This window comes from Geminocystis sp. CENA526 (assembly GCF_050753365.1).
Taxonomy (GTDB): domain Bacteria; phylum Cyanobacteriota; class Cyanobacteriia; order Cyanobacteriales; family Cyanobacteriaceae; genus Geminocystis.
This window is the reverse complement of sequence record NZ_JBLZFY010000104.1, coordinates 1-13601: the sequence shown is the minus strand read 5'-3', so window position 1 is coordinate 13601 and position 13601 is coordinate 1. Positions and strand designations below refer to the sequence as shown.

The following is a 13601-nucleotide window of genomic DNA, read 5'->3' as shown; positions in this document are numbered from 1 at the left end:
CCTCCTCCCCCTCCTCTCCCTGCTCCCCCTCCCCCTGTCCACTTCTATCAAGAAAAATGATCAACCAGTGGCTAGAATGGTTCAAATCTCAACACTTCGCCCGACGATCGATCTCCACTCGTTATGCTTTAATGGAGGCGTGTTTAATAGGGATATTTTCAGCATTAGCCGCCCTATTGCTCAAAGAAGGAATTAACTTTTTGGGAAGCTATCGTCTTCAATTAGTCAATCAATGGGGTGCGATGAAGGTTTTGCCCTTATTTGGTTTAATCTTAGGCAGTTTAGCAGGGTTAATCGTGGAAAATTTTAGCCCCGAAGCAGGAGGAGGAGGCATCCCACAAATTAAAGCCGCCCTCGCTAGATACAAAATACCTCTAACTTTGCGAGTAGCCGTAGTTAAGTTAATTGGTACAATATTAGTACTAGGTGCAGGATTGACATTAGGACGCAGAGCGCCTACAGTACATATAGGATCGGCATTAGCAGGGGAATTAACCCGTTATGTACCCACTTCCCCCGAACATCGAAGACAGATGATAGCCGCAGGGGCTGCCGCAGGATTAGCCGCAGGTTTTAATACTCCCATTGCAGGGGTGATGTTTGTGGTAGAAGAATTAATGCGAGATGTCTCTAATTTAACCCTTGAAACTGCGATCGTAGCATCTTTTACAGGGGCAGTAGTATCTCTGGTTTTACAATCTTCTAACTTAAAACTTTCTGAAGGAGTATTTTCGCCTGAAAACCTTAATTTTATCCCTTCACAAATACCCTTTTATTTATTACTTGGTGTCATTGCAGGAATTTTGGGAGCGGTTTTTAACCGCAGTATTCTATTTAGTCTTCGTTGGAATCAAAAACTGAAAATCCCTTTATATGTGCGTATTGGAGTGGCAGGATTAATTTCTGGTATCGTTATTGCCTTTTTGCCTCCATTTTTTCGAGATAACGCAGGATTAAAAGACTTTTTGATTCGGGGAGAATTGAATTGGTATGAAACAGGATTAGTATTTTTAGCCCATTATATCTTAACCATCATCGCCGCAGGTTCAGGCGCACCGGGAGGATTATTTGCCCCCGCCTTGATTATGGGTTCGGCTTTAGGTTATTTAATCGGTGATTTAGAATTATATTTGTCAGGTAGTAGCTCTGTCTCTACTTTTGCATTAGTGGGTATGGGTGCATTATTCACAGGGGTTGTGAGAGTACCCATTACAGCTATTATCATTGTGTTTGAGTTAAACGCTAATTTTAATCTTGTTTTACCCTTAATGATTAGTTGTGCGGTGGCTTATGTTAGTGCCGAAACCTTTGAAAAAGGCTCTGTTTATCAACATTTATTGCGCGCTATGGGTATGGAGTTAGAAGAAGAAGTTAACGATACTCAAAATAATTTTTTAAGTCATCTTACGGCAACGGATGTCATGCAAACTCAGGTAGAAACAATATCATCAGCGTCTAGTATTCCTGAAGCATTGGAATTGATGACGGTTTCTCATCATCGAGGTTTTCCTGTGGTGGATGACACGGGATTGGTAGGAATTATTACTCAATCGGATTTAGTCAAAGTTGACTCTAATAATACTCAGGCAACGGTAGCAGATATTATGACAAGTAATCCCATTACGGTTACAGCTAATGCCTCTTTAAGTGATGTGATGTATCTTTTTAGTCGTTATCAACTGTCGCGCATTCCTGTTTTACAAGATAGCCGTTTAGTGGGTATTATTACCCGTACGGATATTATTCGAGCGGAAGTGAATGAGTTAAAAGGAGATACCACTTTCAAGCCTCAACCTGCCTATACTATTTATCAAACTTCTTCTCCAGCCGTTGGTAAGGGTTGTATGTTAGTACCCATTGCTGAGGATGACGATTTTCGAGGTTTGTTTAAAGTTGCTCTCGCCATAGCTCGATATTATCAATATGAGATCGAATTTGTGCAAGTTATTAAAATTGCTAAACATCAAGATCCAAGAACTACAAAAGTAGATGCTCGATCGAGCCGTCACTTGATGCACAATTTAGAGAGAATGGGCAGAAAAGCGAAGATTTCCGTTCATACAAAGATCGTAGTAGGGCATTTTCGTAGTAAAATTGTCATGGATATAGTCAGGAGTCGCCACATTAATTTATTGCTGATGGGATGGAAACAAAAGGGAGATTCGGAGGAATTTATTTTCTCTCGTCTCATTGATAGCCTGATTAATCAAGCACCTTGTGAGTTGATTTTAGTGAAGTTGGGGGATAATTTATCTTATCCGAATAATGGGAAGGGTAGTTTTTTAGTACCAACGGCAGGAGGACCAAATGCCCAAGAAGGTTTAAAATTATTACCAGCCTTTCTCGGTATTTATTCTCAGGAAAAATTACCTCCAGTATATTTAGCAAAAGTACATTCTCCCGAAAAAACTCAGATTGATTTAAGAAATCTTCATCTAGCGGTAAAAAAATTAAGAAATTTAGTCACAACAGAAGTCCAACCTCTCATTATTTCTTCTCCTTCGGTAGTTTCTGCAATTCTTCACCTTGCCCAATCTCAAAACGCAGAATTAGTTATATTAGGGGCTTCCAGAGAAAGTCTCTTACAACAAGCATGGTATGGCAATATCCCCGAATCGATCGCATCCAAACTAGATACCACTGTAATTATTATTCGACTCCCTGATTGATGAAATGGAATTTTGACATTAAAATTAAGATAAAATTTTAGAAGAAGAATTTAATAAAAAACAAGAATATTAAAAGATTATTAAGTTTCTCAATAAAGTTCGTGATTACTATATGTTATAAGAAAGGCAAATAATTATGAATTTCAACATTTATTTAGAAGAGGAATTAGGAAATAATCTTATGATGTTGGCGGAAAAATTAGGGAAAACTCGTAATTCGATCGTCTCAGAGGCAATATGTGAATATATAAACAAACAAAAAAGATTACAATGGTCAAGCACAATTCTGAATTTTACAGGTATTGATGACGGCATTGAGTTTAAAAGTTACCGTGATGATTTACTTCCACCAGATAATGAGGGAATTTTTGGCTAATGTATTTACTTGATACTTGCGTTATTAGTGATTTTATCAAAGGAGAAAAAGGCACTTTAGAAAAAATTAAAAATACTTCTCCTAGAGAAATAGGTATTTCTGTAATGACTGTTTGGTACTTATGATATTCTCATAGGAGCGACTGCATTATCAAGAGGATTAACGTTAGTCACAGCAAATATCAAAGAGTTTGAAAGAATCCCTGATTTACAAGTTATTAATTGGCGCATTTAACAAAATTAAAAAGCCCTCCTCAATATAAGAGAAAGGCTTATTTTTTTACTAAAATTTTCTGAAATTAACCGAGCGCATTCGCACCAGATACAACTTCGAGAATTTGTTGGGTAATGGATGCTTGACGAGCTTTGTTATAGGATAAAGTAAGGGTTTTCATTAACTCCTTAGCATTTTCACTAGCGTTACTCATAGCCGTCATCCTTGCCGCTAATTCACTAGCTGCGGATTCCTGTAACGCTCTCAATAATTGGTTATTGATGTATAACGGTAGTAATGAGTCGAGAATCTGAACTGGGTCTTGTTCAAAAATCATGTCTCTTGGTAAAGTAGAAGCTGTATTCGCAACACTTTCTCTTTCTACCTGAAAATTTCCACCGCGCACGGTTAAACGGAAAATTTCATCGTCTTGTACTTCTAAACCTTGAGGGGTTAAGGGTAACAGAGTTTGAATGACAGGAGAAGAACTAATTAAGGACACAAAACGAGTGTAAATTAATTCTACTCGATCGACCGTACCAGTGAAGAACAAGGATAGTAATTCATCCGCCATCGCCCCCGACTCATTTGCCGTAGGAATTTGCTCTAAACCGAAATACTGCCCTGCAATAGGCTCATTTCTACGTTTGAAGTATTGTCCAGCTTTACGTCCGATCGTAACGAAGGTATAGTTAATACCTTGGGCTTTTAATTCCGCCGCCCGTTGTTCGGCTTTTTTGATTACGTTAGTATTGTAACCACCACATAAGCCTCGATCGCCCGTAACTACGAATAAAGCAACGGTTTTAACTTCTCTTTGTTTGAGTAGGGGTAAATCCACATCTTCAAAGCGGAGACGATTTTGTAAGCCGTAGAGAACTTGTGCTAAAGTATCCGCAAAAGGGCGGGTTGCTGTCACTTGTTCTTGAGCTCTTCTTACTTTCGCCGCCGCTACTAGACGCATAGCTTCAGTAATTTTTTTAGTATTTTTTACTGAGTCAATGCGATCACGTATCGCTTTTAAATTAGACATATTTTTAAATACTGATGTATATTAACTCAATATAACTGCCAAGAAATAAATTTCATGGCTTATAGCACAAGTCGGCTAAAGCGACTAAATTTAATACAAATTAAACCGTTTTTGTCTTTTATTATTTTCAAAAACATTTCTGAAATCGCTTTAGCAGATTTTCGCTATTAGCTTCGTCAATTTATTGCGAAGCGGACTGTTCCATAAAACCGATTTTTTGTCAAATTTTCTGTAACAAAATGTTTCGCCAACAGGATCATAAATTGTAGGGTGGGCATTGCCCACCAAAATTATCGATCGAAATTAAGCAGAGAAAGCCTGTTTAGCTTCCACGATCGCCTCTTTCAATAAAGCCTCAGCTTCATCGGTTAATTTTTTCTCATTGCTGACGATTTCCACAAACTTAGGTTTGTTGTTTTTAATGTAGTTTCTTAACTCAGCTACAAATTCAACAACTTTGTCCACAGCAATATCATCTAACAAGCCGTTAATACCACTATAAACCTGAGCAACTTGTTCCCAAATCGCTAAAGGAGAATTTTGAGGTTGTTTGAGTAATTGACGTAAACGTTGCCCCTTGGCTAATTGTGCTTGAGTCGCCGCATCTAAGTCAGAAGCAAATTGAGAGAAGGCTTCTAATTCAGCAAACTGCGCTAATTCTAATTTTAATTTACCTGCAACCTGTTTCATCGCTTTGGTTTGAGCTGCCGAACCCACACGGGATACAGAAATACCAGCGTTGATAGCAGGACGGAAACCAGAGTTAAACAAGTCAGAAGATAAGAAGATTTGACCGTCAGTAATAGAAATTACGTTGGTAGGAATATAAGCAGATACGTCACCCGCTTGGGTTTCGATGATAGGTAACGCAGTCATACTTCCACCGCCTAATTCATCGCTGAGTTTAGCGGCTCTTTCTAATAAGCGAGAGTGTAAGTAGAATACGTCTCCGGGATATGCTTCACGACCGGGAGGACGGCGTAATAACAAGGACATCTGACGGTAAGCCTGAGCTTGTTTAGATAAGTCATCGTAAATTACGAGGGTGGCTTTTCCTTTGTACATGAAGTACTCGGCGATCGCAGCACCAGTGTAAGGAGCGAGATATTGTAAAGTAGCAGGATCGTTAGCGTTAGCGGCTACTACTACGGTGTAATCTAAAGCACCTTTTTCTCTTAAGGTATCCACAACGTTAGCAACGGTGGAGGCTTTTTGACCGATGGCAACGTAAACACAAATTACGTCTTCGGATTTTTGGTTGATGATGGTGTCAACGGCGATAGCAGTTTTACCAGTTTGTCTGTCACCGATGATTAACTCACGTTGCCCTCTACCTACGGGAATCATCGCATCGATGGCAGTGATACCTGTTTGCATAGGTTCACAAACGGATTTACGAGCTACGATACCGGGGGCTGGAGATTCGATTAAGCGAGATTCAGTGGTAACAAGTTCACCTTTACCATCGATGGGACGAGCTAAAGCATCTAAAACTCTACCGATTAACGCTTCACCTACGGGGATTTGAGCAATTTTACCAGTAGCTTTTACATTACTACCTTCTTGAATGCCAATACCATCTCCCATTAATACTACCCCAACGTTATCAGCTTCTAAGTTAAGGGCGATACCAACAGTGCCATCTTCAAATTCGACAAGTTCCCCAGACATGACTTTATCTAAGCCATAAACACGGGCGATACCATCTCCGATTTGTAACACTGTACCAACATTAGAAACTTGAACCTGTTGATCATAAGATTCAATCTGTTGGCGAATAATACTAGCAATTTCGTCTGGTCTGATCATATTCTTTTATTTTTAGCGACTTATATCTAAAAGTTTGCTTGTTAATACAATTGATCTTTTTAATAAACTTTGGACAGTTTATACTTATATTTAAGGTTCGTAGTATCGACTTTAGTCGTTATTTTTAACCCTAATTAGCACCTAGTACATTAAGACTAATACGACGCAATTGCCCTTTCAGACTAGCATCATAAACTTGAGAACCGACTTTGATGATTACACCACCAATAATATCGGGGTCAATTTTAGTCTGAATTTCGACACCTGATGCACCAGTAAGATTTTTGATTTTTTCTACTAATTTTTCTGCTTCGCCTTCATAGAGTCTTACGGCGGAGGTAACTTCAGCTAAGACAACGTTATTCAACTTACGGAGAATTTCGAGATATTTAGCTAAAACACCTTCTATAAAGCCGATCCGTTTTTTGTCCACTAATAACAACAAAAAATTGAGCAAATAAGGATTAATTTGCCCTGCTATTTGTTGAATAATGGCTTTTTTGTCCTCACCTTTCACCAATGGACTAGCAAAAAATGTTTTTAATTCTGAAGATTCATTGATTAATGTCAATAAGTTACGGACATCTTCGCCAATGGCTTCAGTAATATTTTTTTGTTCTGCTAAGGACATTAGGGCTTCAGCATAAGGCTCTACTACTTCGGCGGTAATAGCACTTTGCATAAATTTAACCTCCTAATTGGTCAACCGCACGACTGATAAGTTTACCTTGAACTTCGTCATTCAAAGTTTCTCTTAATTGCTGTTCGGCTTTTTCGAGAGCTAATACAGCAATTCTTTTTTTCAAACCTGCTACTACTTTTGCTCTTTCGGAGTCTAACTCTTGTACAGCAGTTGCTCTCATTCTTTCAATGTCTTTTTGTCCTTGCTCTAAAATTTCCTGACGGAGTTTTTCGGCGGTGGACTGTGCATCAGATTTGATTTGTTTTGCTTTTGCTTGAGCTTGGTTTAAGTTTTCTTTTCCTTCAGCTAAAGCCTTCCCTGCCATAGCGGCACGATTTTCCGCTTCCTGAATTTCCTCAGCGATTCTATTGCGTCTTTCTGTGAGTAGGTTTCCCACAAATTTCCCACCATAGACTACTAACAACCCGATTACGAGAACGAGGTTAATGACGTTAGAGCCGAGAATATCTGTACTTATACCAAATCCGCCTGATGGTTCGTGAGTGGCTAGATAATATAAAGTCACCATAAATTAATCTTTAGTGGAATTAGGCTTATATTCGGATGTTTTAACTGATCTTTGGCTGATTGATTTAGCCTAGATAATTAAAACGGGGAAGATGCCCATATAATCAAACAGGCAAGATGCCTGTTTTACGGACACCTTTATCTGACAAATTCAAGTCCGATCACTTTCTCAAGGATTTGTCTGCTAAGATTAGCTACTTCTTGTTCTAAGGAACTTAAAGCCTCTACTCTTTCTGCTTCTATTTGTTCTGAAGCCTTTTGACGTTCTGCAATGACTTCTTGCTGTGCCTGTTGTATCTGTTCTGATACAATTTTTTGTGCTTCAGATTGAGCAGTACCGATAATTTCTTGAGATTGTTTACGGACTTCTTTCAATTCTTGTTCGTATTGTTGAGCGAGGGTTAATGCCTCTTCTTTCTGCTTTTTGGCTTGGTTTAATTGACCTTGAACATAACCTGCTCGATCGTCGATCGCCTTACCTAAAGGTTTATAGAAAAGGATGTTGAGAATTGTTGCTAACAGTAAAAACTGGATTGCCATTAAGGGCAAAGTAGCATCAAGATCGAATAACCCCCCTTCTGCGGTTTCAGCCGCTAATAAAATCCATTGTGTCATCATAATTTGACTTAGGGGCAGAATTTACTTGTTCCGTTTTGCTAATGTGCAATTATGCTTAGAAATATTACTGCAATTGTGCATTTTATTCAGTTTTTAGGATTTAGGCTCAGGTCTGGAAAATAACCTTTAATACCTAAAACCTAATCCCTGAATTTTTTATTTTGAGTTATCCTAGAGCTAATTTAGTTAATTAGGAGAAAGGATTAGCAAATAATAATACTAATGCAACAACTAAACCGTAAATGGTTAACGCTTCCATGAACGCTAAACTAAGAAGTAAAGTAGCGCGGATTTTTCCTTCAGCTTCAGGCTGACGTGCGATACCTTCTACTGCTTGACCTGCAGCGTTACCTTGACCAATACCAGGTCCAATAGCTCCTAAACCTACTGCTAAAGCAGCAGCGATGACGGAGGCAGCAGCGACTAATGGTTCCATAATTCTTACTTTTTTCCTTTTAATTAATTTAGTACAACAAAAAAATTTAGTTTTTGGTTTTTATAAGAGAAGGAATTGAGCAATCTTTCTCTTATGATAGTTAATCACACAATGGTCATTAATTTAATCCCAAAAAGTATTTAACTATATTTTGGGTTTTTATGATAGTCAGTTTCATTATTTTTTCTGACTTAAGGTTTTGACATCAGGTTTCGATCGAGCTTTTGTTGGGTTTCGTTTATCAACCCAACCTACTTAATCGTGATGTTCTTCACCACCATGACTTTCCATAGCTTCTCCGATGTAGGAAGCGGCTAGGGTAGCGAAAATTAACGCTTGGATAGCACTGGTAAATAAACCTAAAATCATTAAAGGTAAGGGTACAATTAAAGGGACTAATAAAACCAATACCCCTACTGCTAATTCATCCGCTAAGATGTTACCGAATAAACGGAAACTTAGGGAAAGAGGGCGAGTAAAGTCTTCAATGGCACGGAAAGGCACCATGATGGGGGAAGGTTGAGCATAGTCGGCAAAGTAGCCTAAGCCTTTTTTGCTAATCCCTGCATAAAAATAAGCTAAAGATGTTAATAAAGCAAATGCTACGGTGGTGTTGATGTCAACGGTAGGAGCGGACAATTCTCCTTCGGGGATTTCGATCAACTTCCAAGGAATTAAAGCCCCAGACCAGTTAGACACAAATATAAATAAGAATAATGTGCCGATAAAAGGAACCCAAGGGCGATATTCTTTTTCGCCAATTTGATCTTTGGCTAAACCGCGCAAGAAGTCCAACACATATTCCATAAAATTCTGGAATCCTGTGGGGATTCTTTGGATATTTCTAGTAGCTGCGATCGAAGCTACAACGAGAACACCGATAACGAACCAAGAAACGAGAAATACTTGTCCGTGTACTTTGTATTTTCCGATTTCCCAGTAGAAGTGTTCTCCTACTTCGATGGCGGCTAAGTTAAGAGAGTTGAGTAAGTTTATTGTATTTGCAAGTTCCATTGAACAAGATTTTTCCTGATTTTAGGAATCTTTGACAATTTATCATAAAATTAGCCTTTTTTTTCTGATTTATTTAGATTCCCCAATAAACTATTGGGCAAAATATAAAAAAGAATGGCAACTTTATAAGTCATGAAACCGAGAAATATCGGAATCACTTGTAATTGTTCCCTTTGGGTGGCAACGATAATTAAACCAACGAAAATAGCTAGACGTGTTGCACCAATCTTTTTTTTGAATGTGCCTACTCTTTCTACTTCCCTTGCCAACATATTGATATACACCAAGCTAAAACAAGCTCCTAATAAGTAATTAAGGCTTGTATTGAGGCTATAAAAGCACCATACGAGAATAAAAACCGCTACACCGATAGATACAGTACCGATAAGAAGATTATTGCGGAGTTGATAAAACTCTTTCATGGTGTCTTCTTTTTTTATAGGTTCGTTACTCTCAACTTCCGTTGATGCTTCAATATGGGTTTTGGGGGTGGAGTCGGTATTAATCACTGCTAGATTTTCTGGTAATTACCGTTACGAATTTTACCATGAGTTCGATCGATTATGTTAATTTTTATTAATTTCTCTGGGAATTTAGACAAACTATATAGATAATGTCTTTACCAATCACCTCCTGCACCTCCTCCGCCACTGTCTCCTCCTCCAAAACTACCACCTCCATCGCTACTGCCTCCACTACTACCACCGCTATAACTATCACTGGCAACATAAACCACTATGGGAATTATTCTTTCTATTTCCTGTACATAATCACAACATTGACAACGAGAAGTAATTAATTCAATACCTGTGCTATTTGTGGTAGCTTGACGAGTAACTTTAGCAGTTTTTATCATGGTTAATTCTTGACAATGAGGGCAATGTTGAAAACGAGAATTATTGCTAGTATAAGCACGAATATATAAGTTTTGTTGCTGATAATCTTTACTTAAAGGAGATTTCCACCCCTCAAATTCTACACTGCCAATTCTTTGGGCTACTTGTTGGGCGGGGGTTAACACAGAAGTTAAAATAGACGGCTTAATTAATTCCATGGGCGATCGAGATTTGCTACAATAAAATCTAGGTGCTTTACTATAGTCGAGAGGATTTTTTTGTAAAATAAAATATAGGTAAATATTAGTACTAAATATCGCCATTATTGCCGATACAAAACTTAAAAATAAACCCAATAAATTATTTTGTATTAATAATAGTTTAAGAGAGCGATTATCTAGTAATAAAGCTGATAAATTCTCGATCGAATTTTGGATTCGAGGCATCAGAGATAATATGCCTGATATAACATTTTCCTTAGTACCTATGATGAGACTTAAAATAACAATACCTAAGATAACACTTAAACTAATACCTATTCCCCAAAGAATTTTTATTCCTAACTTTTTCCCCTCATCAATTCTTATGTCTTTTTCGTATTCATCAACTAAAATCAATTCGCTGATAATAAAATAAATTAATGAGAATATTATTAAGCTCAAGAAAAAATATTGAGTAATATTATTAATAATAAAGCTGAAAATTAACCAATTTATTACCAAACTTATGGTAAAACTCAAGAGAATAAAAAGAGTTTTATATCGATAACTACCATTGAATATTAATAAATTAACTAACTTGAATAATGGAATAATTGTTAATAAAGAAAGGCAAATACTAGCGAATAATAAAAAGTTATTAATACTTTCTAAAACATTTACAGGTTTCGTGAAATAAAATATTGTGCCAAGAAGAATATTGACAAAGATAAATCCGATGGAAAAGAGGAAAAAACTAATAGAGTTAAGAAATTTAATTTGTTTTGCCTTATCTTCGATTAACGCCTCAAAATGCCCTACAAAAAAGTATAAAAAGATTGACCAAAAAATAGTTAAAATATAAAAGCTAATTAGTAACCCTGAATCAGAATATCGGATAAAATATTGAACAAAATTATTGAGATTAAGATAAATTGATGATTGTAATAAACCTTGAAGAATAAAAAAATTAACTAGAAAAGAAAATCCTAAGCAAAAAATAAAATTCATAGTAGTAAAAAGCCACGAACTAGGATATTTTTTATGACTTTCTAGGTAAGTAATTTCTCCCGTGTCAACATAAATTGGAGTTAATAATTTTTTCCCCTCTTTATTAAGTAAAAAACTACTTCCTAATCCTGAAATAAATATCCAAATAAGTAAATTATTATGAGAGTATTCTTTAAGATAACTACTATCAAATTCATCTGCTAAATTAACCGCTTGAATTAAGGCTTTTGTACCGTCTAAAATACCCTTATCAAAATTACCTTTTTTAAATTCAGGAGTAATTTTTTGATTAATAATATTACCTACTTTAGCATCAGGTAAAATGCCTTCAACACCATAACCCGTTTCAATTTCTACCCTTCTATCTTGTATCGATACTAAAAATAAAATACCATTGTCCATATCTTTTTTACCAATACCCCAATGATTGAATAACTCTGTAGTAAATTGTTTGGGTGTGGGATAAGGTTGAGTGGTATCTACCGTAACAATCGCAATTTCAGTACCATTTTTTGCCTCTAATTCACTTATTTCTCGGTTTAATTCCTGTTTAGTTTTTTCACTTAAAATATTTGCCATGTCGCTTACCCAACCGTTATAAATCTGTCGAGGATTTGGCACTTCTTGAATTGTTAAACTATGACTTATTAAAGGAAAAATAAAGATAGATAAACAAAGTAACATCCCTAAAAAAAACTTTTGATACGCAGTTTTTATTTTCATCACTGTTTCACCGTTCATTATTTTATCGTCATGTTAGCATAAAAAAAAGATACCAATATTCGCAAAGATTTGGTATCATTAAAAATATCACATAAATCAAACTACTAAAGCAAATTAGTCGAATGATAAACTATAACTATGAGTTTAAAGTAGAACTGACTCAGGAGCAAACTTCTAAGGCCGACTTATACCTAGAAGGATGTCGCAAAGTCTATAACTACGCACTCAGAGAACGGAAAGACTGGCTTAATTCTAGGAAATGTGCCGTTAATAGTTGTTCTTTGTATCAGGAATATATAATACCTACGGATACCCCCTATCCAAATTACAATTATCAAGCTAAGAATCTTACTCAATATCGCAAAAGATCCGAAGAATTAAAACAAATACACTCACAGGTTTTGCAACAAACCTTAAAGACTTTAGACCGAGCTTTTGAGGATATGAGAAAACATGAGAAGGGATTTCCCCGTTTCAAAAAGAGAATGCGTAGCTTCCTTTTCCCTCAGTTATCTCCTGATTGCTTGGGTTGTGAGCGAATTAAGCTACCGAGCTTTGGTTGGGTAAAGATTATTCAATCTCGTCCTTTCCCTGAAGGTTTCATTCCTAAACAATGTCGTATAGTTAAAAAAGCTAGTGGTTATTATGTTATTATCACATTTCAATCTGATGTGTCAGTACCTGATCCCTTACATGGCAAGACCTCCCTCGGTATAGATGCTAATATCTCTAATTTCCTTGCTACCAGTCAAGGGGACATAGTTGATGCCCCAAAATTCCTAGACCAATATCTGAGTAAGATTAAATTGCTACAAAGACGTTTAAAACATAAGGTCAAAGGAAGTAAAAACTGGCAAAAGCTACAACGAAAAATCGGACTACTTCACGAAAAAGTTACTAACACCCGTAAGGATTGGCATTTTAAACTTGCTCATTTCCTATGTCGAAAAGCTGAAAATATTTTCATTGAGGATATTAATTTTAAGGCTTGGGGACGAGGTATTTTTCGGAAGAAAAGTTTAGATTATAGTTGTGGGCAATTTTTTAATCAAATTCTCCCTTATGTTGCTTGGAAAACGGGTAGATTCTTTTTGAAAGTGGACAAAGATTTTTCTAGTCAAGAATGCCCTAGATGTCATAATCGCACAGGTAAAAAGCTACTCTCAGAAAGAACCCACAAGTGTCCTCACTGTGGCTATATCGTTGCGAGAGATGTTGCTAGTAGTATCATCATTCAACAAAGAGGAGAACGTGCGGTTGGTTTGCGTGCGACCCGTTCTAGCCAAAGTTTAGGTTAATACCAAAAACGTAAGCTAGGTAAGGATAACAGAAATGTACCTTGACAACTCTATATCTTGTGCGACCCGTTCTAACAAAAGTAGAGGTTAGCAACAACCAAAACGTAAGTTAGGTAAGGTTAACTTGTAAAACCTTACAACTTTACACCCTTGTAAGT

13 protein-coding genes are annotated in these 13601 nt (G+C 36.8%); 4 read left to right on the top strand and 9 right to left on the bottom strand.

Annotation, left to right across the window (positions count from 1 at the left end):
• Positions 1-56 precede the first annotated feature (56 nt).
• From ACN4EE_RS19150 to ACN4EE_RS19140, 3 genes are all read left to right on the top strand, one after another.
• Complete coding sequence (locus ACN4EE_RS19150) at positions 57-2669, top strand: chloride channel protein (protein WP_431708090.1); 2613 nt, start codon at positions 57-59, stop codon at positions 2667-2669.
• A 136-nt stretch (positions 2670-2805) separates the two neighbouring features.
• Positions 2806-3045, top strand: coding sequence for a CopG family transcriptional regulator (locus ACN4EE_RS19145; RefSeq protein ID WP_431708089.1), 240 nt, complete (start codon positions 2806-2808; stop codon positions 3043-3045).
• Positions 3045-3170: a PIN domain-containing protein gene (locus ACN4EE_RS19140; RefSeq protein ID WP_431708088.1), complete on the top strand. Its 126-nt coding sequence runs from the start codon at positions 3045-3047 to the stop codon at positions 3168-3170. The genes ACN4EE_RS19145 and ACN4EE_RS19140 overlap by 1 nt, the downstream gene beginning before the upstream one ends.
• Before the next feature lie 173 nt (positions 3171-3343).
• Here the strand turns inward: ACN4EE_RS19140 and ACN4EE_RS19135 are convergent, their stop codons facing one another.
• From ACN4EE_RS19135 to ACN4EE_RS19095, 9 genes are all read right to left on the bottom strand, one after another.
• Positions 3344-4291 (bottom strand): F0F1 ATP synthase subunit gamma, encoded by a 948-nt coding sequence (locus tag ACN4EE_RS19135; protein ID WP_431708087.1) that lies wholly within the window; start codon positions 4289-4291, stop codon positions 3344-3346.
• Positions 4292-4594: 303 nt separating this feature from the next.
• Positions 4595-6100 carry a F0F1 ATP synthase subunit alpha gene (atpA, locus tag ACN4EE_RS19130; protein WP_431708086.1) on the bottom strand — a complete coding sequence of 502 codons (1506 nt, stop codon included), beginning with the start codon at positions 6098-6100 and terminating at the stop codon, positions 4595-4597.
• 130 nt (positions 6101-6230) lie between these two features.
• Positions 6231-6782, bottom strand: coding sequence for an ATP synthase F1 subunit delta (gene atpH, locus ACN4EE_RS19125; protein WP_431708085.1), 552 nt, complete (start codon positions 6780-6782; stop codon positions 6231-6233).
• 4 nt (positions 6783-6786) lie between these two features.
• Positions 6787-7311, bottom strand: a complete 525-nt coding sequence (locus ACN4EE_RS19120) for a F0F1 ATP synthase subunit B (RefSeq protein ID WP_431708084.1) — start codon at positions 7309-7311, stop codon at positions 6787-6789.
• A gap of 137 nt (positions 7312-7448) precedes the next feature.
• Entirely contained in the window at positions 7449-7925 is a 477-nt protein-coding gene (locus tag ACN4EE_RS19115) for a F0F1 ATP synthase subunit B' (RefSeq protein WP_431708091.1), read from the bottom strand.
• Positions 7926-8118: 193 nt separating this feature from the next.
• A complete protein-coding gene (gene atpE / locus ACN4EE_RS19110; RefSeq protein ID WP_431708083.1) occupies positions 8119-8364 on the bottom strand; it encodes an ATP synthase F0 subunit C in 246 nt (81 codons plus the stop codon).
• Between the two features lie 255 nt (positions 8365-8619).
• Positions 8620-9378, bottom strand: a complete 759-nt coding sequence (gene atpB, locus ACN4EE_RS19105; protein WP_431708082.1) for a F0F1 ATP synthase subunit A — start codon at positions 9376-9378, stop codon at positions 8620-8622.
• Positions 9379-9428: 50 nt separating this feature from the next.
• Complete coding sequence (locus ACN4EE_RS19100) at positions 9429-9887, bottom strand: ATP synthase subunit I (protein WP_431708081.1); 459 nt, start codon at positions 9885-9887, stop codon at positions 9429-9431.
• Between the two features lie 110 nt (positions 9888-9997).
• Positions 9998-12145 carry a TPM domain-containing protein gene (locus ACN4EE_RS19095; RefSeq protein WP_431708080.1) on the bottom strand — a complete coding sequence of 716 codons (2148 nt, stop codon included), beginning with the start codon at positions 12143-12145 and terminating at the stop codon, positions 9998-10000.
• A 122-nt stretch (positions 12146-12267) separates the two neighbouring features.
• On the opposite strand from ACN4EE_RS19095, the gene ACN4EE_RS19090 reads away from it, so the two are divergent.
• Entirely contained in the window at positions 12268-13443 is a 1176-nt protein-coding gene (locus tag ACN4EE_RS19090; protein ID WP_431708078.1) for an RNA-guided endonuclease InsQ/TnpB family protein, read from the top strand.
• Positions 13444-13601 lie beyond the last annotated feature (158 nt).

Excerpts from the sequence above, each read along its gene's own strand:
- ACN4EE_RS19150 (WP_431708090.1), top strand. The coding sequence starts at position 57 with ATGATCAACCAGTGGCTAGAATGGTTCAAATCTCAACACTTCGCCCGA.
- ACN4EE_RS19145 (WP_431708089.1), top strand. The coding sequence starts at position 2,806 with ATGAATTTCAACATTTATTTAGAAGAGGAATTAGGAAATAATCTTATG.
- ACN4EE_RS19140 (WP_431708088.1), top strand. The coding sequence starts at position 3,045 with ATGTATTTACTTGATACTTGCGTTATTAGTGATTTTATCAAAGGAGAA.
- ACN4EE_RS19135 (WP_431708087.1), bottom strand. The coding sequence starts at position 4,291 with ATGTCTAATTTAAAAGCGATACGTGATCGCATTGACTCAGTAAAAAAT.
- atpA (WP_431708086.1), bottom strand. The coding sequence starts at position 6,100 with ATGATCAGACCAGACGAAATTGCTAGTATTATTCGCCAACAGATTGAA.
- atpH (WP_431708085.1), bottom strand. The coding sequence starts at position 6,782 with ATGCAAAGTGCTATTACCGCCGAAGTAGTAGAGCCTTATGCTGAAGCC.
- ACN4EE_RS19120 (WP_431708084.1), bottom strand. The coding sequence starts at position 7,311 with ATGGTGACTTTATATTATCTAGCCACTCACGAACCATCAGGCGGATTT.
- ACN4EE_RS19115 (WP_431708091.1), bottom strand. The coding sequence starts at position 7,925 with ATGACACAATGGATTTTATTAGCGGCTGAAACCGCAGAAGGGGGGTTA.
- atpE (WP_431708083.1), bottom strand. The coding sequence starts at position 8,364 with ATGGAACCATTAGTCGCTGCTGCCTCCGTCATCGCTGCTGCTTTAGCA.
- atpB (WP_431708082.1), bottom strand. The coding sequence starts at position 9,378 with ATGGAACTTGCAAATACAATAAACTTACTCAACTCTCTTAACTTAGCC.
- ACN4EE_RS19095 (WP_431708080.1), bottom strand. The coding sequence starts at position 12,145 with ATGAAAATAAAAACTGCGTATCAAAAGTTTTTTTTAGGGATGTTACTT.
- ACN4EE_RS19090 (WP_431708078.1), top strand. The coding sequence starts at position 12,268 with ATGATAAACTATAACTATGAGTTTAAAGTAGAACTGACTCAGGAGCAA.